17 protein-coding genes are annotated in these 23,469 nt (G+C 58.3%); 1 reads left to right on the forward strand and 16 read right to left on the reverse strand.

Going from position 1 to position 23,469, the window contains the following annotated elements:
- Positions 1-22 precede the first annotated feature (22 nt).
- The 10 genes from dnaG to DWX39_RS00920 all read right to left on the reverse strand — a co-directional run bounded on the left by dnaG (position 23) and on the right by DWX39_RS00920 (position 14,690).
- Complete coding sequence (gene dnaG / locus DWX39_RS00875) at positions 23-2,131, reverse strand: DNA primase (RefSeq protein WP_117583417.1); 2,109 nt, start codon at positions 2,129-2,131, stop codon at positions 23-25.
- Complete coding sequence (gene ribF, locus DWX39_RS00880; RefSeq protein WP_233508815.1) at positions 2,124-3,131, reverse strand: riboflavin biosynthesis protein RibF; 1,008 nt, start codon at positions 3,129-3,131, stop codon at positions 2,124-2,126. The genes dnaG and ribF overlap by 8 nt, the downstream gene beginning before the upstream one ends.
- Positions 3,128-4,060, reverse strand: coding sequence for a tRNA pseudouridine(55) synthase TruB (gene truB / locus DWX39_RS00885; RefSeq protein ID WP_117583416.1), 933 nt, complete (start codon positions 4,058-4,060; stop codon positions 3,128-3,130). The genes ribF and truB overlap by 4 nt, the downstream gene beginning before the upstream one ends.
- Positions 4,061-4,075: 15 nt before the next feature.
- The gene (locus tag DWX39_RS00890) at positions 4,076-5,119 is read right to left on the reverse strand and encodes a bifunctional oligoribonuclease/PAP phosphatase NrnA (RefSeq protein ID WP_099431635.1); all 1,044 of its coding nucleotides are present in this window, start codon (positions 5,117-5,119) and stop codon (positions 4,076-4,078) included.
- A complete protein-coding gene (gene rbfA / locus DWX39_RS00895) occupies positions 5,112-5,522 on the reverse strand; it encodes a 30S ribosome-binding factor RbfA (RefSeq protein WP_117629486.1) in 411 nt (136 codons plus the stop codon). The genes DWX39_RS00890 and rbfA overlap by 8 nt, the downstream gene beginning before the upstream one ends.
- An 11-nt stretch (positions 5,523-5,533) precedes the next feature.
- Entirely contained in the window at positions 5,534-8,248 is a 2,715-nt protein-coding gene (gene infB, locus DWX39_RS00900) for a translation initiation factor IF-2 (RefSeq protein ID WP_117758164.1), read from the reverse strand.
- A 91-nt stretch (positions 8,249-8,339) separates the two neighbouring features.
- Positions 8,340-9,587 (reverse strand): transcription termination factor NusA, encoded by a 1,248-nt coding sequence (gene nusA / locus DWX39_RS00905; protein WP_117758165.1) that lies wholly within the window; start codon positions 9,585-9,587, stop codon positions 8,340-8,342.
- A 1-nt stretch (position 9,588) separates the two neighbouring features.
- Positions 9,589-10,083, reverse strand: coding sequence for a ribosome maturation factor RimP (gene rimP / locus DWX39_RS00910; protein ID WP_022094168.1), 495 nt, complete (start codon positions 10,081-10,083; stop codon positions 9,589-9,591).
- 256 nt (positions 10,084-10,339) lie between these two features.
- On the reverse strand, positions 10,340-12,916 hold the full coding sequence (gene leuS, locus DWX39_RS00915) for a leucine--tRNA ligase (protein WP_117758166.1): 2,577 nt from the start codon (positions 12,914-12,916) through the stop codon (positions 10,340-10,342).
- Between the two features lie 262 nt (positions 12,917-13,178).
- Positions 13,179-14,690 carry an IMP dehydrogenase gene (locus tag DWX39_RS00920; protein ID WP_117758167.1) on the reverse strand — a complete coding sequence of 504 codons (1,512 nt, stop codon included), beginning with the start codon at positions 14,688-14,690 and terminating at the stop codon, positions 13,179-13,181.
- A 193-nt stretch (positions 14,691-14,883) separates the two neighbouring features.
- On the opposite strand from DWX39_RS00920, the gene DWX39_RS00925 reads away from it, so the two are divergent.
- Positions 14,884-15,231, forward strand: coding sequence for a winged helix-turn-helix domain-containing protein (locus tag DWX39_RS00925; protein ID WP_117758168.1), 348 nt, complete (start codon positions 14,884-14,886; stop codon positions 15,229-15,231).
- Between the two features lie 225 nt (positions 15,232-15,456).
- Here DWX39_RS00925 and DWX39_RS00930 read toward each other — a convergent pair whose 3' ends face one another.
- The 6 genes from DWX39_RS00930 to DWX39_RS00955 all read right to left on the reverse strand — a co-directional run bounded on the left by DWX39_RS00930 (position 15,457) and on the right by DWX39_RS00955 (position 22,915).
- Positions 15,457-16,449: a PLP-dependent transferase gene (locus DWX39_RS00930; RefSeq protein WP_158561595.1), complete on the reverse strand. Its 993-nt coding sequence runs from the start codon at positions 16,447-16,449 to the stop codon at positions 15,457-15,459.
- 147 nt (positions 16,450-16,596) lie between these two features.
- On the reverse strand, positions 16,597-17,103 hold the full coding sequence (locus DWX39_RS00935) for a hypothetical protein (protein ID WP_117758170.1): 507 nt from the start codon (positions 17,101-17,103) through the stop codon (positions 16,597-16,599).
- 478 nt (positions 17,104-17,581) lie between these two features.
- The gene (locus DWX39_RS00940; RefSeq protein WP_117758171.1) at positions 17,582-17,890 is read right to left on the reverse strand and encodes a hypothetical protein; all 309 of its coding nucleotides are present in this window, start codon (positions 17,888-17,890) and stop codon (positions 17,582-17,584) included.
- On the reverse strand, positions 17,887-18,276 hold the full coding sequence (locus DWX39_RS00945; RefSeq protein WP_117758172.1) for a helix-turn-helix transcriptional regulator: 390 nt from the start codon (positions 18,274-18,276) through the stop codon (positions 17,887-17,889). Before DWX39_RS00945 ends, DWX39_RS00940 begins: the two co-directional genes overlap by 4 nt.
- A 1,126-nt stretch (positions 18,277-19,402) precedes the next feature.
- The gene (locus tag DWX39_RS00950; protein ID WP_117758173.1) at positions 19,403-20,998 is read right to left on the reverse strand and encodes an SIR2 family protein; all 1,596 of its coding nucleotides are present in this window, start codon (positions 20,996-20,998) and stop codon (positions 19,403-19,405) included.
- Positions 20,999-21,505: 507 nt separating this feature from the next.
- Positions 21,506-22,915 (reverse strand): hypothetical protein, encoded by a 1,410-nt coding sequence (locus DWX39_RS00955; RefSeq protein WP_117758174.1) that lies wholly within the window; start codon positions 22,913-22,915, stop codon positions 21,506-21,508.
- Positions 22,916-23,469 lie beyond the last annotated feature (554 nt).

Genomic DNA, 23,469 nt, shown 5'->3' on the forward strand with positions numbered 1-23,469 from the left:
ATACGCTGGTTGACCACAACATCTAGGCCTGTTCGGTGCCTGCGGCCTCCAGACCGATCAAACGGAACGGGTCCGCCACGCCGCCGATCGACTTTTGCAGTTCGCGTTGACGCTGCGAATCCTGCGCGGCCTGCACGGTCAGCGCGCGACGGGCCTCATCGTCGAGCGAACGGTCCTGGCGCAGCTTGGCCTGTGCGGCACGCATGCGGCGCTTGATGGTGTAGAGCTCGAGCGTATCGAGCATAAACACGATGTTCGTCTCGGTGGGGTGCTTGCTCGTCGCCGAGATGCGCCCGGCACTCACAAGCGTTGCCGCCTCGGGACACACCGAGCGCGCCGCATCCATGCAGGCTGCAGGATCGGTTCCCGGCGGAGTTGCCAGAACGGCCCATGCGATGGACTCGTGACGTGGGTCAACCCACTCGATAGAGCAGATGCGGTCGGCATACGTGCGGAACAGGTCGGGGTAGCTCGTGAGCATGGTCAGCAGCTCACGCTCCCCTGCCAAGGACTTACGCTCAAGATCAGTAAGAACCATCGGCGCCGCCGCAGCCGGAGCGCCCGAACCATCAGTCACAGGTGCAGCACCCATACCATCAGGCACGTCGATCGGCGGCAGGTCGTCGACGACCTCCACGGGCGCGGCACCGTAGGCATCGAGCGGGACATAGTCGTACGGCTCTTCCTCGACCGGCGCCGCTACTGCCGGCGTCGCGCCCGACGCCCAAGCACCGCGACCGGCATCGCGAGAACCCGACGCCCGACCGCCCGCGCTACCGGACCGCTCAGCCTGCGCCCGCTGGCGCTCATAGTTCTGTTCGCGGCGGCGCTCGGCATCCTCGCGCTTGGCGACATCGCGAAACACACGGCCCGAGCTCGCACGAACTGTCTCCAGATCCAAACCCAACAGGTCGGCAATTTGAATAAAGTACGTGTCGATCATATAGCTGTCGCGCAGCGGATAGATAAGCGTCAGCGCATCCTCCAGCGCCTTGGCGCGACCGCCCGGCGTGGAGATGTCGCTCGACTCCTGAAGCGAACGGTACACGAAGTCCATGAGCGGCTCCGCGGCGTCAATGCGTTTCTGCAGCTCCCCTCCGCCGTGCGCCGTGATGAACTCCATGGGATCGTTACCGTCGGGCAGTACCACGCAGCGCAGGTCCATAGAATCCTGCTCGATAAACTGAATCGCACGGCGAGCGGCCTTTTGACCGGCAGCATCGCCGTCAAACATATACACGATGCGCTTGGCAAAGCGGGTGAGCGTCTTGACGTGATGCTCCGTGAGCGCGGTGCCCAGCGTGGCGACAACGTTTTTAATCCCCGCTTCCCAACAGGCGATGCAGTCGGTATAGCCCTCCACCACGATGGCGGTATCCTGCGCGACGATAAACTCCTTGGCCCAATTAAAGCCGTAGAGGTTTCGCTTTTTATGAAACACGCTCGTTTCGGCGGTATTGAGGTACTTGGGTTGGCCGTCACCCATGATGCGACCACCAAAGGCAATGTTGTGACCCTGCTCGTCAAAGATGGGGAACATCACGCGGTCGTAGAAGCGGTCAGCAAGCTGCCCGCGCCCGCGGCTCACGGCAACGTTGGCATCGATCATCTCCTGCGGGGTAAAACCCGCCTGGGACAGGTGCGACACCAGCGCGTTGCGGCCAGGCGCAAAGCCCAGGCAGTAGCGGCGGCAGACGTCGCCACCCATGCCGCGGCTGGCAAAGTACTCGCGCGGACGGCCGTCCTTACCGCGCATAAGCATGGTGTGGTAGAACTGGGCGGCCTCGGCGCACAGATCGTAGATTCGGGCACGCTTGGTACCGCGCTCGCGGCGATCTCCGGTGTCATGCAGCTCAATACCCGCGCGATCGGCCAAATATCGGATTGACTCGGGAAAGCTCAGGTTCTCGCGCTTCATGATATAGGTGAAGACATCGCCGCCTTCGCCGCAGCCAAAGCAATGCCACACCTGCGTGGCAGGGATTATGTGGAAGGACGGCGTCTTTTCGCCATGAAAGGGGCAGCAGCCCCAAAACTCATGGCCGCGGGGCTTGAGCTCAACCGTTTCCTGCACGATGGCAACTAGGTCGGACGCAGCGCGGACCTGGTCTTTTTCCTCATCGCTAATCACGGACGCTCACCCCCTGCTCGCCCAAGTTGTGACGAATATCTTCGATATTACCCTCGACGGTCGCGATCAACTCATCCAGCGAATCGAACACGCGCGACGGACGCAGCCAGCGCGTAAACGCCAGCGAAACGGAAGCGCCATACAGGTCGCCCGTATAACCAATTAAATTGGCCTCGAGATGCGCAGATGCCGCATCGTCAGCATACGTCGGCGGCAGTCCGACGTTAACGGCAGCGGGCCACACGATGTCGTTGACCAGCACCAGGCCCTCATACACGCCATCGGCAGGCACCTGAATGCCGTCGGGAACATGTAGGTTTGCCGTGGGAAAGCCCATGCCAGAACCCTCGTGACGGCCGCGAATAACACCGCCGCGCACCATATACGGGCGGCCGAGCAACTCAGCAGCAAGCTCCACATGGCCCTGTCCCAGCTCATGACGAATGCGGGTGGCGCAAATGGCCTCACCGCCCTCGCAAAGCAAGTCGTGCCCGTATACGTCAACGCCGCGCTCGACACCCCAGGCGCGCATCTCGGCAACACCAGAAGCACCGCCACAACCCAGCCTAAAGTCGCTGCCAACGCGAATCGATCGAATGTCGACCAGACGCGACACCAGCGAGAGAAAATCAACATGGTCAAGCGCCGCAACCTCAGGCGTAAAGGGAACGGCCACCACCGCATCGACCCCGGTTTGAGCCAGGGCATGTAGACGGTCGGCCGTCGTCATCAATTTTTGAGCGGGCGAAGGACTCACCACAACGTCCGGATCGGGATCGAAAGTGACCACGACAGCCTTGCAGTCATGGGCACGGGCATCACGGACAAGCGCTTCGATGAGTTCCCGGTGTCCACGGTGAACGCCATCGAACACGCCGATGGCAATCGATGCAGCACCCAAGTGCTCGCACTCATCAAACGCATCGGCAGTGACGATGCGGGCCTCGTCCGACTCGCCCTCGAAAAAGATACGCGCGAGCTCACGAGCGGACAACATCATCGAACACCGCCGATTGCCTGCGGAAACACGTGCTCCATGACAAAGCGGCCACTCTCAATGCGGGCAAGCGCCTTGAGTCCCCCATCGAGCACCAACGCAAAAGGCGCCTTCGCGGAATCGAAATCGGCAAGCGCACGCTCAACGGGAATGCGTCGGCCGTAGAGCAGGTCGTCGGCAAGATTGCCCGGCAAGTCAACACGCGTGGCGCCCAAGGCCGCAATGGGATCCAGGGCAAAGCCAGCCGCGGACTCGGGAGAAAGCTCCTCGACCGCATGACAAGCGCCAATGGAAACAACACCGGAGGCCGTGCGGCGCAGCGCGGAAATGTGCGCGGCGCTCTCGCAGGCGCGGCCCAAATCGCGAGCGAGCGCACGGATATAGGTACCCTTGCTCACTGAGAACGCCACGGTCCACACACACGTATCACCTTCGCCTCCCACGGCGATCAGGTCGGCGGCATAGACCTCGACGGGGCGCGGAGGTAGGTCCACCGCATTGCCCTCGCGAGCAGACTTGTAGGCGCGAACGCCATTGACCGAGATAGCCGAAAACGCCGGCGGCACCTGCATCTGCGGACCCAGCATAGCGGCCAAGCGCTCACGGGCATAGGCAGGATCGCGGAGCTCGTTGGCAACAGCCACCGTGCGGACCGCCTCGCCCTCCGCATCATCGGTATTGGTCTCGGCGCCAAACGAGATGTCGGCGACATAGCTTTTGGTATCGAGCGTGAGCATGCCCAGCAGACGGGTGGCCTGGCCCACACCCACCACCATGACACCCGATGCCATGGGGTCGAGCGTGCCGGCATGGCCGACGCGTCGCTCATGGAGGGCGCGCCGGCATTGCGAAACCACATCGTGGGACGTGCAGCCCACCGGCTTATCGACGGCGAGCAGCATATTCAGTTGAGAAGGCGTACGACGAGCCATGTACCATCCAAAAAGTTAAAGCTCGACGGTCACCGAAGCGGGATCCTCCCCTACCAGTTCGGCCAGCATGGGAAGTGCCACGGTGAGCGTCTCGAGAATCGTTCCGTTGTTGGAGAAACCGGCGGCAGCAGGATGTCCGCCTCCGCCAAAGGCAGCAGCGATCTCGGACACGTTGAGGTCACCCTTGGAGCGCAGGTTGCCGCGCACCTTGGTATCGCCCTCAATGCCCTTCAGGAACAGGCAGACCTCGACGCCCATCACCGAGCGCACCACGTCAACCAGACCGTCGCACTCATCCGAGGTGACACCGCACGCCTCAAGGTCACTCTGGTACGCGTAGCTATACGCGACGCGCCCGTGGGCCACCGTCTTAATGCGGCCCATAACGATGGACTTGAGGTGCAAAAACTCAACGCGCATGCTCTGGTAGACCTCGAGTGCCACACGCGCCGGATCGGCACCGTGGGCAACCAGACGCGAGGCTGCATGGAACGCGGCTGCATCGGCGTTTTGGTACTGAAAACGGCCGGTATCGGTAACCAAACCACACAGCAGGCAGGTCGCAACGCCATCACGTGCGACAATGCCGCAATTGTCCAAGAAGCGGTCGATGATCATGGCGCAGGCTGCAGCTTCGACGCGCCTCAGGCTGAGCTCGGCAAACTCCTCGCGCGCCGGATGGTGATCGAAGCACACCACATGCTTGGAGCGACGAAGCACCTCGGCGGAATTATTGAGACGCTCGACGACCGGCACGTCCACCGAGATGAACAGGTCCGGATTGCCGGTATACGCAGATGCCGGAACCAGGCGATCGGAGCCTTCCATAAAGCGGTAGATGCGCGGAACCGGATCATCGTCTGCCAGCAGCAGGGCAATGTCCTTGTTAGGGAAAAACTTCATAAGCGAGAGGCCCAGACCCAACACGGAGCCCAGGGCGTCGCCATCGGGAGAAGTGTGTCCCGAAATCGCAATGGAGGACGCACCCTCGATGAGCTCGAGGATGCGTCGCTGAATATCTGCAGACTCGCACGAGGCGAGGTCGGCGGAATTAGTCATCTAAAGCTGCCTCCTGGGCGGCATCCGCTATCGGATAGCCGTCCTCGTCCTTTTCGATCGCAAGCGTGGCGGGAACGTTTTCCAGCGCACGCGTGATGCGCTCGGCCTCATCGGTCGAGCGATCGATGCGAAAATCGAGCTCGGGCGTAACACGCCAATCGAGCGAGCGAGCCAACAAGCTGCGAATACGGCCCTTAGCGCTTGCGAGCGCCTCCATGACCTCGTCGTAGCGGCTCGCATCGCACGACACGAACACACGCGCGAACGAACGGTCCACCGCGACCTCGACCGCGGTCAAAGTAACCAGGTCAAGACGCGGATCGGAAACCTCAAAGAGCAGGATATAACCGAGCTTCTCGCGAAGCTGCTCGCCCAGACGACGGGTTGCCTGCGTTTGCTTCATAGCGCCACCCCCTACTCGGTACGGGCAACCTGGTCGATGCGGTAACCCTCGATCTGGTCGCCGGGCTTGATGTCCTGGAAGTTCTCCAGGCCAATGCCGCCCTCGGAACCGCTCTTGAGGCTCTTGGCCTCGTCCTTGTAGTGGCGCATCGAGGCGATCTTGCCGTTGAAGACCACGATGCCGTCGCGCACCAGACGCACGGAATCGGTCGCGGCGATCTCGCCCTCTTCGACACGGACACCGGCGGCGATACCGACTTTGGGCACCTTGAAGGTGTCCAGGACGGTCGCGGTACCCGTGGAGACCTCGACCTCGGTGGGCTTAAGCATGCCGATACGGGCAGCGTCGAGTTCCTCGAGGCACTTGTAGATGACGTCGTAGCAACGGATCTCGACGCCCTCGCGCTCGGCAGCGGAGCGGGCCTTACCGTCGGGACGGACACCAAAGCCGATGATGATGGCGTTGGAGGCGTCGGCCAGGACGACGTCGGTCTCGTTGATGGCACCAACGGCGGAGTGGATCGTGTTGATACGAACCTCGGACTGATCCATCTTGTCGAGCGAATCCTGAAGGGCCTCGATGGAACCCTGGACGTCGGCCTTGATGATCAGGTTGAGCTCCTTGACCTCGGCGTCTGCAATGGTCTCGAAGAGGTTCTCGAGCGTGACGTGCTTGACGCGGCTCTGCTCCTCGATACGGGCCTTGAGCGAACGCTCGTCGGCAAGGGCGCGAGCCTCGCGCTCGTCCTCGAACACGCGGAACTCGTCACCGGCGTTGGGCACGGACTGCAGGCCCAGGATCTCGACGGCGTCGGAGGGACCGGCCTCGGTGACGGTGCGGCCCTTGGGGTCGAGCATGGCGCGGACGCGGCCGTAGGTGAGGCCGGCGACCAGCGTATCGCCCACGTGCAGGGTACCGCGGGTCACGAGCACGGTAGCGACCGAGCCGCGGCCCTTGTCGAGCTTGGCCTCGAGGACGTTGCCGGAGGCAAAGGTGTCCGGGTTGGCCTTGAGCTCGAGTACATCGGCCTGGAGCAGCACGGTCTCGAGAAGATCGTCGATACCGATCTTCTGCTTCGCCGAGATGTTGACGAACATGTTCTGTCCGCCCCACTCCTCGGGGATGACACCGTACTCGGTGAGCTCCTGGCGCACGCGGTCGGGGTTGGCACCCGGCTTATCGATCTTGTTGACGGCGACGACGATGGGTACGCCGGCAGCCTTGGCGTGGTTGATCGACTCGACCGTCTGGGGCATGACGCCGTCGTCGGCGGCGACGATCAGAATGACGATGTCGGTCACCTTGGCACCACGGGCACGCATAGCCGTAAAGGTGGCGTGACCCGGGGTATCGATGAAGGTGATCTTGCGGTCGTTGATCATAACCTGCGAAGCGCCGATTGCCTGGGTAATGCCGCCCGCCTCGCCGGCAGCGACGCCGGTGTGACGGATGGCGTCGAGGAGGCTCGTCTTGCCGTGGTCGACGTGGCCCATGACGGTGACGACCGGGGCGCGCGGCTTAAGGTCGGCGGGATCGTCGTAGAACGAGAAGGTGTTCTCCTCCTCGGGGGTGATGATCTTGATCTGACGGCCCAGGTCGTCGGCAACGAGCTCGACGAGGTCGTCGGACATGGACTGCGTCATGGTGAGCGGCGTACCCAGCAGGAACAGGCGCTTGATGATGTCGTTGGCCGGAACGTCGAGCGCCTCGGCAAGCTCCTGGACGGTAACGCCCTGGGAGACCTTGATGGCGTCGAGCTCCTCGGGGTTCACGCCCTGGGCCAACGCCTCCTCTATCTTGCGCTCCTCCTGAGCCTTGGCAGCCTCGCGCTCGCGCTTCTCCTTGCGCTTCTTGCGGCGACCGGTGGACTCACGAGAGGCCTCCTCGACGGCAGCACGAGCCTCCTCGAGCACCTTCTCGCGGCTGTACTCCTCGGCCTCGCGAGCCATGCGGCTATAGCGGTCCTCTTCGTTGTTGTGACCGCCCTTGCGCTTCTTGCCCTTGCCCTGCTTATCGGGGTTGGGGAAGTCCATGCCGCCAGCAACGTTGTTGCTGGCGTTGGTGCGATGGCTGTGCGGATGACTCTCGGAGGCGTTGCGCTCGGAGTTGTTGTCGGAGGCGTTACGATCGTTACGACGGCCACCGCGGCGGTCGTTGTTGCCGCCACGACGGTTACCGCGCTCGGCGGCGCGCTCGGCCTTGGCCTTCTGCTCGGCGTCCTTCTTCTCCTTGAGCACAGTCTCCTGTGCGGCGATCTGGTCAAGCAGAGAGCGGAAACGCGAACCGGAGTCGGAAGCGGGAACGGCGCGGCGCTGGGCCTCGCGGGCGGCCTCCTCCTTCTCGCGAGCAAGACGCTCCTGCTCGGCCTTCTTCTTGGCCTCGGCCTCGGCACGGGCGGCCTCCTCGGCAGCCTGGGCGGCGGCGAACTGACGGCGCTCCTCCTCGCGTGCCTTCTCGGCGGCGATGCGCTCGCGCTCGGCCTCGGCAGCGCGTGCTGCCTCCTCGGCGGCAGCGGCCTGCTCCTCGGCCTGCTTGGCGGCCTCGACTTCCTGGGCGCGGGCCTCGATCACCGAGGCGAGCTGCTTGCGGACCATGGCGACGTAGGCGTCCTCCAGAGCGGAGGAAGCGGACTTAGCGGGAATCTTCATTTCGGCGAGATGACCCATCAGTTCCTTAGAGGTCATGCCGAACTCTTTGGCCAGGGTGGACACACGGACTTTTGCCATATGACTTCACCTACCCTTTCTGGCACCTTGGGTGCCTAGAGACTGAACGAGCGTGGGGTATGCGCTGGGACCTGCCCGGCGCGACCGCGCGCTAGATCAGGTCCTCCGCATCATCGAAGGCGTCGGTGTCGTGGACACCGCAGAAACGGGAGCCGGGACGGGCCTGGTTGCGGCACTGGATGCCGTCCTCGGACACGAACTCGCAGCGACGGACGTCCTCGTCCTCCTCGTCACCGATCAGGTCGGCGGCGGGCTCCTCGTGAACGGGAACGTTCTTGAGGATGTCGGCGGCAAGGGTCTCGGACTTGATGTCGATGTGCCAGCCGGTCAGGCGCGCGGCGAGGCGGGCGTTCTGGCCCTCCTTGCCGATGGCGAGGGACAGCTGGTCGTCGGGCACGATAACGCCGGCGTAGGCCTTCTCCTCGTCGATAAGGACGCGGGTGACCTTGGCGGGCGACAGGGCGTTGGCGACGTAGACGGCCGGATCGGCATCCCACAGGATGACGTCGACGCGCTCGCCACGGAGCTCGCCCACGACGGCGCGAACACGGCTGCCCTTGGGGCCGACGCAGGCGCCAACGGGATCCAGGCGATCGTCGAGCGAGTGGACGGCGACCTTGGAGCGCTGGCCGGGCTCGCGGGCGATCGACTTGATCTGAACGGTGCCCTCATAGATCTCGGGCACCTCCTGCTCAAACAGACGACGCATAAGCTCGGGGTGGGTACGGGAGATGACAATCGGCGGACGGCTGTGCTCGCCACGAACCGGCTGCAGGTTGGAGTTGGGGTCGCGAACGTCGATGATCACGGCCTTGATGTGCTGATTGTGCAGATAACGCTCGCCCATCGGACGCTCGTTGCGCTCGTTCTCGTAACGGCGCTGGTCGAAGTGCGGAAGCTCGGCCTCGACGCCCTCGCGGATCTTGACGATCGTGAAGTCGGGCGTGGACTGCAGCACGGTACCGCTGATGAGGTCACCGATGCGGCCGGCGAACTCCTCGTAGATCTGCTCGCGGGCGGAGTTGCGCACGATGGCGTTGATCTCGGCCTTGGCGTGCTGGGCGGCGATGCGGCTCGTGTTCTTGGGGGTGACGTCGATCTCCTCGAACTCGGTGAAGTTGCCTTCCTCGTCCATGGAATCGTCGATCGGCTCCAGGCGGTAGACGTAGATCTTGCCGGTGGTGCGGTCGATGGTCACCTTGGCGCCCCACTCAAGATGCAGGATCTCGGCATAGCTCTTGGCGAGCGACTGCTCCAGGCGGTCGATCAGGTAGAGCTGGTCGATGTGCCTTTCCTGGCAAAGCTCCATCAGGGCGGTCATCATGTCGGATGCTGCCATCTTACTTTCCTTCCTTCGCGGGCTTGAAGTCGTAGGTGGGCTTCAACTTGCACTTTTTAACATCAGAGAAATCGAGGGTGACGGACTCGCCGTCCTCGAGCTCGAGGGTCACGTTCGTCTCGGTGGCGGCGGCAATCTTGCCGGCGTACTTGCGACGGCCCTCGGTGGCGGTGGAGGTGAGCTCGCAGTTCTCGCCCACAAAACGGGCAAAGTCACGCGGGCGGCGCAGCGGGCGCGCCATACCCGGGCTCGACACCTCGAGCGTATAGCTCGAAGAGATGGGGTCGAGCTCCTCAATCACATCGCCGACCCATTTGGTGTTGGCCGTGACGTCATTGAGCGACAGGCTCTGACCCTCGGCACCCTCGATACGCACACGCACGCAGGGGGCCTTGGTGGCACCCACGAGCTCAACGTCGACGATGTCGACATCGTGCTGGGGAGCAACGGCCTCGAGCGCGTCGATGATCGCCTGTTCGGTCTTGGTCTTGACCATTGCGGCACCTCCATCCATACAAAAAAGAAGCGGGGCCGAAACCCCACTTCTTTCAATTACAACTTCATTTGCAAGCAAACTATACCAATACCTGCACAAACGTGCAACCACAACACAAACCCGCAGGTCAGCGTGAGCACAGGTTCTCCACAAGAAATGGATAATTGGGTGTTGTCGCAAGTGTCCATAACCAAACCGAGGGGCGACTCCCTACGGAATCGCCCCTCGGTTTTGATGTCAGCTATGCGCGCAGCGCTTACTTGACCACCAGGTTAACCAGCTTGCCGGGCACGCAGATGGCCTTGACGACCGTCTTGCCCTCAAGCCACTTGGCAACGGCGACCTCGGCGGCAGCCTGCATCTCCTCGTTGGAGGCGTCGCGGGCGACGTCGATGCGGCCACGGACCTTGCCGAGCACCTGTACGACGATTTGCACCGTGTCCTCGATGGACTCGGCCAGGTCAAACTCGGGCCAGGCGGCGGTGTAGGCATTACCCTCGCAGCCGAGTGCCTCATGCCACAGCTCGTCGGCCCAGAACGGGCAGATGGGGGCAAGGACGCTCACGATATCCTTGGCCACGCCGTAGCACAGGGCCTTGTCACGGGAAGCGCCCTCGGTAGCGTTGAGGTAGGCGCTCGCGGCGTTGACGAGTTCCATGACAGCCGAGATCGCGGTGTTGAACTGGCCGCGGTCGAAGTCCTCGGTGCACTTGGCGATGGTGCGGTGACGCTCGCGATAGAGCTTCATCGCGACCTCGTCGAGCGCGGACTTGTCGAAGGACAAGTTGGCGTCACCGGACTGGACGAGCTGCCACACGATACGCCAGGCGCGCTTAATGAAGCGGTTAGCGCCCTCGACGGCCTTGGGATCCCAGTCGAAGTCCTTCTCTGGCGGGGCGATAAACAGGATCGCCAGACGCATGGTGTCGGCACCGTAGGGCTCAATAACCGAGCTCGGGGGCACAACATTGCCCTTGGACTTGGACATGGTGTCGCCGTTCTCGTCCTTGACCATGCCCTGACACAGCAGGTTGGTGAAGGGCTCGTCAACGGTCAGCAGGCCCAGGTCGCGCAGCGCCTTGGTAAAGAAGCGGCTGTAGAGCAGGTGCAGAATGGCGTGCTCGATGCCACCGATGTAGTTATCGACGGGCATCCAACGATCGGCAGCCTCTCGGGAGAAGGGCAGCTCGGTGTTGTGCGGATCGGTATAGCGCAGGTAGTACCAGCTGGAGCAGGTGAAGGTGTCCATGGTATCGGTCTCGCGCTTGGCCGGGCGACCGCAGACCGGGCAGGTGGTCTCGTAGAACTCCTTGCACTCGGCGAGGGTCTCGCCGGCACCTAGGTCCAGGTTCTCGGGCAGCGTCACCGGCAGCTGGTCCTCGGGCACGGGCACGATGCCGCAGTGCTCGCAGTGGATGGCCGGGATGGGGTTTCCCCAATAACGCTGGCGGCTGATGAGCCAGTCGCGCAGACGGAACTCGACCTTGCGGCGGCCGCAGCCCATGGCCTCGAGGTCGGCCACGATTGCAGCCTCGCCCTCGGAGTGCTTGCCACCGCGCATGCCGGTGTACTTGCCGGACTGGACGAGCGTGCCCTCGGCAGCGTGGGCGCAATCCCAGTCGACGGTCTCGGCATGGAAGGTGTCGATGGTCTCGCCGCTAGCCTCGACGGCAGCGCGATCCTCATCGTCCAGGATGATCGGCACAATAGGCAGGTCATACTTACGGGCGAACTCAAAGTCGCGCTGGTCGCCGCAAGGAACAGCCATGACGGCACCGGTGCCGTAGTCGGACACGACGTAGTCGGCAACCCACACGGGGACCTTCTCGCCGTTGACGGGGTTCACCACGTAGCGGCCGGTAAAGGCACCGTGCTTCTCGAGGGTGCCCTGGGCACGCTCGACGGCAGAGATATGCTTGGAGTCCTCGACGATCTTAGTCACGGCCTCCTCGTACTCCGTACCCTCGACGAGCTCGTGCAGGCGCGCGTACTCGGGAGCCAGGACAAAGAAGGAGACACCGAAGAGCGTGTCGGCTCGCGTGGTGAAGACGGTGATCTTACCCTCGTCGCCCTCGATGGGCTCGCCATCCTTGTCGCACAGGGTAAAGTCGACCTCGGCGCCCTCGGAGCGGCCGATCCAGTTGGCCTGCATCTGCTTAACGCGCTCGGGCCAGCCGGGGAGCTTCTCCAGATCGTCGAGCAGCTCCTGGGAGTACTCGGTAATCTTGTAGTACCACTGCTCAAGATCGCGCTTCTCGGGCTCGGTGCCGCAGCGCCAGCATTTACCCTCGGTCACCTGCTCGTTAGCAAGAACGGTCTTGCAGGTGGGGCACCAGTTGACCGGATTCTTCTTGCGGTAGACCAGGCCCTTTTCCCACATCTTCTCAAAGATCCACTGACCCCAGCGGTAGTAGTCGGGGCTGCAGGTCTTAACGGTGCGATCCAGGTCGTAGGAGAAGCCCATGCGCTTCATCGTGGCAAGCGCCTGATCCATATTCTTATACGTCCAGGCGGCAGCCTGCGTGTTGTGCTTGATGGCGGCGTTCTCGGCGGGCAGGCCAAAGGCATCGAAGCCGATGGGATGCAGCACGTCGTAGCCGCGCATGCGGGCCTGACGGGCCATGGCATCGCCGATGGTATAGTTGCGCGCGTGGCCCATGTGCAGGTCGCCCGACGGATACGGGAACATCTCGAGCACATACTTCTTGGGCTTGCTGTCGTCGGTGTCGACGGCAAAGAGGTTGGAGTCCTCCCAGGCCTTCATCCACCGGGACTCAATGGCCTGCGCGTCGTAGGCAGGGATCTCGTCCTTATGATCTGTGCAATCGCACATATCAGCTCCTTTGTTAGCTGGGTTGGGGCGGGGCGCTCTTACCTTTACTCGCTGCTGCGGACAGTCCTGCTCGCACGAAGAGCACATTAAGTGCTCTTCGGCTCGTGCGGAACTTGCAGCGAGCAAAGGTAAGAGCGCCCCGCCACATCGTTAACTCGCATGATGATAGCAAATACGACAAGCGAGATGTCTGCGACTTGCAGGCATCTCGCTTTATCTAAATAACGTGGTTGAGGCTCAACCTTTATGTGCAGGTCTTATCTTATCGATACGTTACGCTCTGTTGGGAGTCCTTGACTACGACGTCGTGGGCTCCGCCTTCGACGATCGAGGTCGAGGAGACCAGGGTCAGACGTGCCTTTTCCTGGAGCTCGGGGATCGAGAGGGCGCCGCAGTTGCACATCGTGGACTTAACCTTGTAAAGCGTGCCGCCCACGCCGTCCTTGAGGGAGCCGGCGTACGGGACGTAGGAGTCGACACCCTCGACGAAGCTGAGCTTCGCGGCACCGCCCAGGTCGTAGCGCTGCCAGTTGCGGGCGCGCGCGGAACCCTCGCCCCAGTACTCCTTCATGTACTGGCCATTAACGTTAACGCGCTCGGTCGGGCTCTCGTCGAAGCGGGCGAAGTAGCGGCCCAGCATCATAAAGTCGGCACCCATGGCAAGAGCAAGCGTCATGTGGTAGTCGTAGACGATACCGCCGTCGGAGCACACGGGCACGTAGACGCCGGTCTCCTCGTAGTACTCGTCGCGAGCGCGGCAGACATCGATCAGCGCGGTGGCCTGACCACGGCCGATACCCTTGGTCTCACGGGTGATGCAGATGGAACCGCCGCCGATACCGACCTTGATGAAGTCGGCACCGCAGTCTGCCAAAAAGCGGAAGCCCTCGGCGTCGACGACGTTACCGGCACCGACCTTGACATCCTCGCCGTAGTTGGCGCGGATCCACTCGATGGTGCGCTTCTGCCACTCGCTGAAGCCCTCGGAAGAGTCGATGCACAGGACATCGGCGCCGGCCTCGATGAGCAGCGGCACGCGCTCGGCATAGTCGCGGGTGTTGATACCGGCGCCGACCATGTAGCGCTTATCGCCGTCGAGCAGCTCGTTGGGGTTGGTCTTATGGCTGTCGTAGTCCTTGCGGAAGACGATGCCCATGAGGTGATCGTTGTCGTCGACGATCGGCAGGGCGTTGAGCTTGTTGTCCCAGATCACGTCGTTGGCAACCTTGAGGCTGATGTTCTTGTCGCCCACGATGAGCTGCTCACGCGGGGTCATGAACTCGGAGACCTTCTTCTGGTGATCATCGCGGCTGGGGCGATAGTCACGGCTGGTGACGATACCCACGAGCTTGCCCTTGGGGGTGCCATCGTCGGTAACCGGCATGGTGGAGTGACCGGTCTTCTCCTTGAGGGCGATAACCTGCTCCATGGTCATGTCGGGGGTCAGCGTGGAATCGGACTGCACAAAACCGGCCTTGTGATCCTTAACGGCCTTGACCATAGCGGCCTCGGACTCGGGGGTCTGGGAACCGTAAATGAAGGACAGGCCACCCTCGGTAGCGAGCGCGACACCCATGTCGACGCCCGAGACGGACTGCATGATGGCGGAAACCATGGGGATGTTCAGGGTGATTGCCGGCTTCTCACCGCGCTTAAAGCGGGTCAGCGGCGTCTTAAGAGAGACGTTGTTGGGGATGCACTGCGAGGACGAGTAGCCAGGGACCAGCAGATACTCCGAAAACGTGTGGGACTCACCGGGAAAGAACGTAGCCATGTTTCTCCTTTTTCCATGCGACCGGTCGGCTGCAGGCCTCGTAGGACCCAGCCCAACCTTGGGCGCCCAATACTGGGGAAGTATCTTAACGCACTTTGACTGCTACAATGCATGATTTAAGAAGAGCACACGAGGGTTTGACGCAGGCTTTGCGTTTGCCCAGCAAACACTTTAGCGGGGAGACGTGGGGCGTATGAAGTACAGGACGACGGCAAAGTTGGTCATTCAAGCGTGCGACAAGGATCTGCCGGGCGTGTTTGGTCACGGCTGCGTCTTGCTGCTGCAGGGTATTGCCCACGAACACTCGCTCAACCGTGCCGCCAAGAGCATGGGCATGGCGTATTCCAAGGCCTGGCGCATCGTAAACGAGGCCGAAGGCCAGCTGGGCTGCAAGCTCATCGAGCGCGACGGAGCCCGCGGATCATCGCTCACCCCCGCCGGCGAGCGCGCCATAGCGGCCTACGAGGAGCTGCAGGCCGACATCAACAACGTCATCGCCACCAAAGCCAACGACCTCATCGCCAGCATCAATGCAGAGTAGTCCTTTTGGGACTGAATTGTTGTCCACCGTGCCCTCGGATTGAGGCTCGTGCCACAAAACGGGCCCATCTACTACGTTTAGCTGAATACCCTCGACCATACCGGACATTATGAAAATAAAACCGCTGGTAGACAGCTTGGCATTTTTCGAAATAGGCGGGTATGGTCGACCCCTATGGCTTAAACGTAGAAAATAGGCCGTTTTCGTGACACACACCCCGATTAGTTACTTTCGGAGCGCGTTGTCCAGGGTGGACGCTACAACCAGGGGGTCGTCGGTACCGGCGAAGAGGCGAATGGTGCTCCCCTGCTTGCCGCGCGGAGCAGAGAGTCGCGTCGTTGCGCCGCCGGCGGGCGATGTGCGAAACTCCCCCGGCAAAGCATCGAACAAATCGCCCGCACTGCGCTCGATAAGGTCAAACTCAACTGCCGGACCAAAGCCGTGCTCGAGGATTCCAGTTGCAACCGCATGGTCGGGATGCGAGCTCAGTCCAGGATAGCGCACGGCGTGCACCATCTCATTGGCAGCCAAGTACTCGGCCAGCGCACGTGCGCGGTCGAAATGTGCCTGCATGCGGGCATCGAGCGAGTCCAGCCCGCGCTCCAGCACACCGGCCTCATCAGCAGGCAAATCAAGTTTGACCAAGCCACAGCCCTCAAGCAGAGCATGCGCGCACTCGGCAGCAGCATCCACACGATGGCGCTTGAGCTGCGAGCGCGCGACCGATATGGCAACCAACTTGTGCGGAGCCTCACCGGCGCACACGCGGTCAAGTGCCTCGAGCGACAGCACGGCACCCAAGCGCAACGGATCGCACCCAAAGACACCAGCCACGGTGTTATCCACCACGAGCAGCGCATGAGCCTCACGCGCGGCACGTCCTAACGCGCGCAGATCGGGCACGCGCAATCCAAACCCACCAATAGAGTTGACGAACCACCACAGGTGCGGCCCCTCGACCTCAAACGAAGCATCAAAGCCCTCGGACGCAGCAGTAAACGCCGCAACCGACGGCTCCTCCACCATAGCCACGTCGCAGCACTCAAAGCCGCGCGCAAACGCATCGGCAAAGTCATCGGCAAACGCAACCAGGCGATCGCCGGGACGTACAATCCCCAACAGAGACAGCGCCGCCGGCACATGCGGCGCTGCAGCAAGACGCGCCTCACGCGCGCCGGCCCTTGCAGCCCAGGCCTCTTCTAGCTGCTGTACGTCCACGCGGCACCGTCCCTTCATAAGCAAAAAACCCACGATGCGGGTGTTCCCCGCATCGTGGGCAACGGCTGCAGTATAGCGCCGATAGGCGACGAAACGCCTAGATGCTGAGCGTGTGATAGGTCACGCTCGCACCCGGAGCGTCAACGGTCACGCCATAGGCCTCGGGTGGCCAAAAGCGTCTGCAACGTCGAGCATCTCAAAGTTGGCATCCCAGCTGTCAAAGATACGATGCACCAACACCGCGAGTTCCTCGGCACACAGCAGGGGAAACGGCGCATCTGCCGCACTCTGAAGCGCGACCGACCCGCCCGAGCATGCCTCGAACAACGGCATCAAAAATGGGTCGGTTAATGCCGGCGATGCGGTATACAGATACGGCACGCGCAGGACTTTGGCTTGGATGCCGTCGCGCGATGCATAGTAACGGCACAGGTCGTTGGCAGCGCGGGCGATAATGCCCTTGCCCGTCTGGGCCCCACTGGCGGCCGTGGCGTCGTCGTCACATCCGCCAGTGGTGCCCTCTGCACCCGCGGGCCCCGCAATAAACAGCAGCTGCACATTGCGTCCCATACAGGCACGAAACACCGAGCGCAGCAGCCCAATGTCGCCAAAAGTCACGGTATGCGGGGTGAGGTAGGTAGAAAGGTAGACCACGCGCTCAAACTCGTAGGCCTGGTCCAGGTGCTGGAGGAGCTCTTTCCACGAAGCATGGGGCGACGACTCATCGCGGCGCGCGTCCTGCGCGGCTACGACCTACACATGGTCGCCGGGGAACGCCTTGGAGCAAAAGTCATCGTCAACATATGCGGTGTTGCCAACAACCAGCACTTCCACGGCGTTCCCCCTCCCCAAAAATCTACTTTTGCCATAGTCAAACATGCGTATTGTACGCTGTAAAAGCGAGCCAAGGCGCCTTTAAGGCTGTTTTAAGAACTTTTAGAGGATGTGAGAGCGGCAACTCATTCGACTTAGATTCATCGAGGAAATGCTATTCGCTCTGAAAAGGCACATCGCAATCTGCTGACAGCTCTGCAGGGAGAATGGCAGGCAATGTAAGCGCTCCCATGGGTGAAAGTCCAGTAACAACCATCAAATAGCTCTTTGCATGGGCATATGCCATCGAAATAGCATTTTAAAGAAGGTAGTGACGCGCCTCGTCATCGGGAGAGTTCATTGGCATTTGCGCTGAAACCGAGATGGATACTGTAACGCCAGCGTGCATCTTCTCCTGTGCACCTTCGTCTCTGTCAAGGAGGCTGCCAATTACGCACATCTTTAGACTTGCGCGTGCATCATTACCTTTTTTCGAAAGATGGACATCTTGGTAGCTAACGTCAACTTTTAATTCCATGTTATCCGAGGGCGAATCCTCGATATGGAAATCGGAGTCAACGACGAACAAATGAACGACTTGAATCGGAGCAATAAAATCCCCACTCATGCTGCCAAACCTCCGGAAATCATCTCGAGATTCACATGCGAGGACGGACGCTCGTTCCTAAAAGACCATTGCTCTCGCACGAAATTGTTGGATGAAAGAAACGGTAGCTCTTTAGAATAGCTAACGGTAACCTTAGGAACGATATTGATACCCAAAGCAAGCTCGAACCTAGCGATCGTCTTCAGCGTCATATTGGGCTGAGAATTCAACAGCTTCGAAAGCGACTGAAGGCTCACGCCCATACGCTTTGCCAAATCGCTTTTGCTTAAACCCAGACGCTTCATCTCGCGATGAACAATAAACTCGATATCTAGCGCGTGTTCATAAGCGCGTGTTTCGCTGGTTTCTGTATCGGCGTAAAAATCAGATAAATCTACTTTATTCATTGTGTTCTCCGTTTCGAAAGCCAAGTATAAAAGTCAAGGCTCAGATTCCAGAAGTTGACGTGCTATTCTGGCCGATCATTGTTCGAGCGGTTAATTTCCGCTTAGGGTCTGACAACATTTTCTGGAATTGAGAGTTGTCGGGAGAAGCCGTCAATTCCCAAAACGGTCGACCCTTGAGGTCTCTATATTCGACAAGATCATATCCTTCTGCCAAAGGGCACCTCCCATTTCTAGATGAACTTAACTTATAGGTTAAGTTCATCCATTTAAATACATATAACGAGGTCCAGACAAGATTCCTCTGCCCCAATCGATAAACAAACCAGTCGAGCTTATGCAAAATCCGGAAGTGTGCGGCATATTCTAGACACGTCAACCACACTGGATAGTGGCAACGCTTCTACCTGCGGGTTCCTTTCATGAAAAGGACGATGTGCTCGAGGGTTCCAAAATTTGCCGCATGCTTCCGTCGGGCGTTTCCGGAAGTGCGGTGAAAAACCGAGATCGACAGACCAGACCCCTGTTTTAGCCTTCCGCGACCTGCGGTTTTGTTGCCGAAATTCGGTTTATGCTCGGAGGTTTCCGATTTTTCCCCGCACTTCCGAAAAGCACCCTTAAACCGCGCGTCCCGAAGCGGAAAACCGCCGGATATTTGTTCTCCCCAAATGAGATCCTTGTTTTGCCTGGCCGAATCTTACATCCAAACAAAAAAAGAGGACCGACGCATCAACCCTCTTCAGGTGTCGCCCGAAGGCTTCCAGCGCAATTGATTTAATTCTAATCGATATCACTTGTTTGACCACGATCACGTCAACCAGTAGAAGCCGCCCATGCTCGATCATTCCATTGCCGGGATGGTGCTTGGCTAGTACGTCACACATTGCATACATGAAAAAAGGGCAACACTCTCAATTTGAAAGCGTCACCCTTAAAGCTCCCAAAGAGCTTTTGTATTGCAGGAAGATACTCTACACTATCTTCCCTTGATTGGCGGGTCGAAACAGACACCATTGTGATTTCAAGCAGAAAGCGTTATATTAAGTATGCATTTGCACGTGGTGTTCGCACTATACGCTCAGATGCCATAGTTTACAAAGATGGCCTTCTTCATAGACGCTAGGTGGGATTACTCACTAGTAGCCGATATGTCGAAGGCCTTCTTGTACTTAAGGAAATCATACATTCTAATAAGCCGTTTCAGCTCGCTATTACCGTGGATTATCTTGCGATCGTCCGTGATGAGCGCCCTCAGATATTCAAGCAACTTATTTAGATCGATCTCATCTTCTTCAAGTAGCACAAGCTTTTTAAATGCTTCCTCAAAGCATTCGTTAGCTATAACAGACTGAACCGAGTGTCTAATTCCCGAATGATGATAGCTACCTTTTGCCTTTCGTAGGCTGTTGTTTAGAAAAGCATCTAAATCCTTCTTCTCATCTATTTCCTTTAGCATCCTTGGATTAAGAACTTCCCCTGAATACGCGCTTAAATACTTATACATGGGCAAACCACCCGAGTTAGAAGCAAGCAGCGAAGGAAGGTATTCCTCGACGGCAAGCTTAGGAGCAACATGTTCGTCATCAAACACAACATCACGATATAGAAGTTCGGCTTTGACCATATGCCCGTGCCCTAAAGAAGCATTCGCAACACCGATACCCAGCACAAGATGCTGTCCCTCCGGAAGTCTCTCGAGGTCGCTAAAACTCGCTTCAACTACCAGAGAGTCATTCGGATCGCCCTCATCAGCCAAGGCGTAGATGCTCCTGCGAAGCTCACGAATGATCCTGGGCGAGAAGGAGCATTTGGATTGTCCAATTGCTTCATACACTGCACCAAAATCGTTCGTCCTAATCTCGGTCATGCTTATCTCGCCAATACCTGGAAAGGTAAACGAATGAGTTGAGGTTGCGTTTTCTCCCCTAGTAAGGAAGATAAAGCGCTTTCTAAGCAACGCAAGATTGTTAGAACCGAGGCAGCGCGAAATCGACATGAGGATAGCTTGGATATCGGGGTCGTTAAGGGAATAACCGATAAAAATAATTGGGTATTCCATAAAAATAGTTAACAACTTGGCAGCCAAGTAATCCTGTGTTTCGGCGAGTTTTGCGTAATCTGCCTCCTCAAGAACCATAGATTCAGGATTATCCATAGAACCGTGGATCTTATAGATTTCACCCATTTCAAAAGTTCTGTGAAAGACGAGATCGTCTTGGCCAACAAAAACTTTAAACTCGGGAAATAGCGACTCCAGGAGACAGTCATAGTTGGTTGTTATAACTCCAGAGATACGCCGCCTGCCAACCTCTCTCAAGATATCAAGCTCATGCGTCATATATTCAGGTTTGAACGAGGATAACCTCTCGGCCGCCATGATCTTTAAAATAGATTTACGCTGACGAATGTCCTCTACATGATCGTTTCTAAAAGAAGCGAAGCGAGGGTCCTCAAGAACAGCTATGCGCATATCCTTATCAAGCATCGTCGCGGCAGAGGGCAATGCGCTATTGTCAGACTCATCTGGACAACGTGCCAGGTACGAGTCAAGCCGAAAGGGATCATCGGAAAGACGGGAACAGAGGTGCCTTAACAAACCAACCCAATCGTCGGTACCCATGTATCTACGGGAAAAGCCCGAGCCGACGAATAAATATGGGCTACGCCCCACCCCATTTATCAAACGTACAACGCTTTCTACAATGTCATCTCTTCCGACTTCCATCTAGCGCCTCCAAACAAGCTACTTCCATAAGTATAGAACATATGTTTGGATTTTACTAGAATTGCAAGACTTCATCGGAGACAAAGCTGCTCGACAATTGAAAATTCGAACCGCACAGGTGACCCAATATTCAGCAGTGTTCCGACGAGCAAATATTCATTTCGCGCCTCAGGCAATCTAGCGCAGCGGCATCAGTTAGAACGCCATGACTCTCTAGGAGTTCGATAAGTTGAGCGAAAGTCTAAAATTCCATCGCCAAAGTAACTCCTAAAATCAAAGGGCCGTTGCCGATAACAACCAAACAACGACCCTCCTTTGTCATCGCCTCACGTAGAGCCCACGACAACTGCATCACTAACTGGATGTTAACCTAGATGCGCAGTAATTGCGCATCCAAAAAAGTTAATCATGTAGCAAATACTCTTCGCGTTGAAACTAATGCGAAGCATTTTCGCGTCCGTGCACGAGAATGCGCAATCAATATGCGGAAAGGCAAAGATGATTCACCTAGCTAACAACCATCCAGTCACTACCGACAGTACTCGAAATCTTCGAGGAATCGCCGATGCACACGATGGTCGCCGAAGCGCCGGGCACATACTTGGCCTCAAGAACGGAAACACCTTGCTCCTTAAGCCTTAAGGTCGTCTCGGTTATCTGGGTTTTATTCACATCATTTTTGCTGACCAGTTTAACGCCATTGCCATCATTTTCATTCAGGCAGGATACAACCGTATTGTAATCGGCCCAATAACAGTACTCCCCAGAAAGCCATCCAAGCTCAGTGGCGCATATCGATCCAGTCGCAGAAACCGTCTTTGGAAGCAATCCGTAGCGCTGCCTTTCCTCAAATTCAAGAACATCGCAAAATACGCGATTAGCATTAAGTAATCTCGTTCCACAATAGTCCCCGTAAAACGGCGCAAAATGATTGCGGATAGTCCGCGACAACATACAGTAATCGTAGGTGTAGTAACACTTGAAGATTCGTAGGGCGTCTCCCCCTGCCCCTTCGGCAGAACGGGCGAATTCAACAAGAAACTGGTCCCACATGCGCTCAATATAGGGAATTGCGAGTTTAACGCTATCCATATCAGACAAAGGAGCATCGCTCGTCTGCTGCATTATTCCAGTGGTTTTTGCCAAATGGAAATGAGCTGCCATGCGCTCGATCGTTCGGATAAACTCGGGCCGATTCCCGTCCTCAATCGCCATAATTGCAAAGAAAACACTTCTCAACAGAAGATCACTTGAAAATCGCTGAGGTAAGAGATCGCCATATTCGCGCTCGTATGAGAAGAGCCTGGCCTCACCCGTATCGATTGAAGAGTAACCAAATACGGAGTCCGAAGGAACGACATATGATGGAGCGGCATTTGAGTACACACGGCTAAACTTAATTTGATATCGCTTAAAAAAGGTTGAAATCCAAAAGGTCACAACACCAAATAATGCCAGCTCAAACTCAAAGGCAATACTCGAAGTATCAAGCACATCTAGCCCCTGGCCTCCGAGATAGCCATCGATAACAAAGTGATCGAATGCGACGGACAGCAAAAGGGACATGAACGCCTCAAATGAGAAAGGAAGAGTCCGGTACCGCAATTTACCCCTTGCATGCTTGATTACCCCAAGAAACAACCAATAGAAAAGGGTAGGCATGTATCGCAGCGAAGGACCTGGAACTGAAAACGCATCGCAAATCGCAGCCATAATAAACACCGGGAGCTGGCAACAAATTGTTGGAGCGAGAATTCGGTAGGCAACGTTCAGCCTGCCCGACTCATCGGAGGGATACAGTTCTTCGACGGTGTATTGCCCTCCGATCGCCGAGGGCCCAGCAAAGCGGACAAGCTGAACGCTCGACAAACCGATAAAGACATAAAAGACAATCCAATGAATAGTGACCGATTCCACCTGTAAACAATCTCCTCAGGTCATACGCTTGCGATTAATTGTAGATAGACAGAATTGAACAGGAAGCAACAATATTTGAAACTGTTGTTTTGCGCACCCCGGATCAACCAACATACCCCAGAAAGGTCGCTGATGTTGACTGGGGTTCCCGTAAAACCCCAACAAAAAATGTGCGGAGTGCCGGCCTGAAACTGCCTTCGGACCCTATTGGCTGCACACCGAGAGGCTCCGCTATGAAACGCCCCCTTTACCACCCGCTCTGTGCGACCGCGTGCACGTCCATGGTCAACGCGACGATGCCTATGGCAGCCATTGCAGAGGGGGTTCAGCCTCAGAAGGCCGCCGAGCAGCAGGCGCAAGCCGTGAGGTCGAGCTCAGCGTTGCTTTTGAATGCAGAAAAACGAGTCCGAACGCAGCGGCGTCCGGTCCTCTTGGCAGGTCCCATCTTGGGTTGATGTCCACAAAACTAGCCCTTGCGGTCGGTTAAACAAGTTTCAGCAGCCTTTGATACTCTCCGGGATGGTTGATTTTCAATCTCAGCGCAACAGCCTGAA

It is taken from the genome of Collinsella sp. AF19-1LB (assembly GCF_003459655.1).
Classification (GTDB): domain Bacteria; phylum Actinomycetota; class Coriobacteriia; order Coriobacteriales; family Coriobacteriaceae; genus Collinsella.

Coding starts and splice junctions, on each gene's coding strand:
- ribF (WP_233508815.1), bottom strand. CDS start 3,131: ATGATGTTGTCCGCTCGTGAGCTCGCGCGTATCTTTTTCGAGGGCGAG.
- truB (WP_117583416.1), bottom strand. CDS start 4,060: ATGGCTCGTCGTACGCCTTCTCAACTGAATATGCTGCTCGCCGTCGAT.
- DWX39_RS00890 (WP_099431635.1), bottom strand. CDS start 5,119: ATGACTAATTCCGCCGACCTCGCCTCGTGCGAGTCTGCAGATATTCAG.
- rbfA (WP_117629486.1), bottom strand. CDS start 5,522: ATGAAGCAAACGCAGGCAACCCGTCGTCTGGGCGAGCAGCTTCGCGAG.
- infB (WP_117758164.1), bottom strand. CDS start 8,248: ATGGCAAAAGTCCGTGTGTCCACCCTGGCCAAAGAGTTCGGCATGACC.
- nusA (WP_117758165.1), bottom strand. CDS start 9,587: ATGGCAGCATCCGACATGATGACCGCCCTGATGGAGCTTTGCCAGGAA.
- rimP (WP_022094168.1), bottom strand. CDS start 10,083: ATGGTCAAGACCAAGACCGAACAGGCGATCATCGACGCGCTCGAGGCC.
- leuS (WP_117758166.1), bottom strand. CDS start 12,916: ATGTGCGATTGCACAGATCATAAGGACGAGATCCCTGCCTACGACGCG.
- DWX39_RS00920 (WP_117758167.1), bottom strand. CDS start 14,690: ATGGCTACGTTCTTTCCCGGTGAGTCCCACACGTTTTCGGAGTATCTG.
- DWX39_RS00925 (WP_117758168.1), top strand. CDS start 14,884: ATGAAGTACAGGACGACGGCAAAGTTGGTCATTCAAGCGTGCGACAAG.
- DWX39_RS00940 (WP_117758171.1), bottom strand. CDS start 17,890: ATGAGTGGGGATTTTATTGCTCCGATTCAAGTCGTTCATTTGTTCGTC.
- DWX39_RS00945 (WP_117758172.1), bottom strand. CDS start 18,276: ATGAATAAAGTAGATTTATCTGATTTTTACGCCGATACAGAAACCAGC.
- DWX39_RS00950 (WP_117758173.1), bottom strand. CDS start 20,998: ATGGAAGTCGGAAGAGATGACATTGTAGAAAGCGTTGTACGTTTGATA.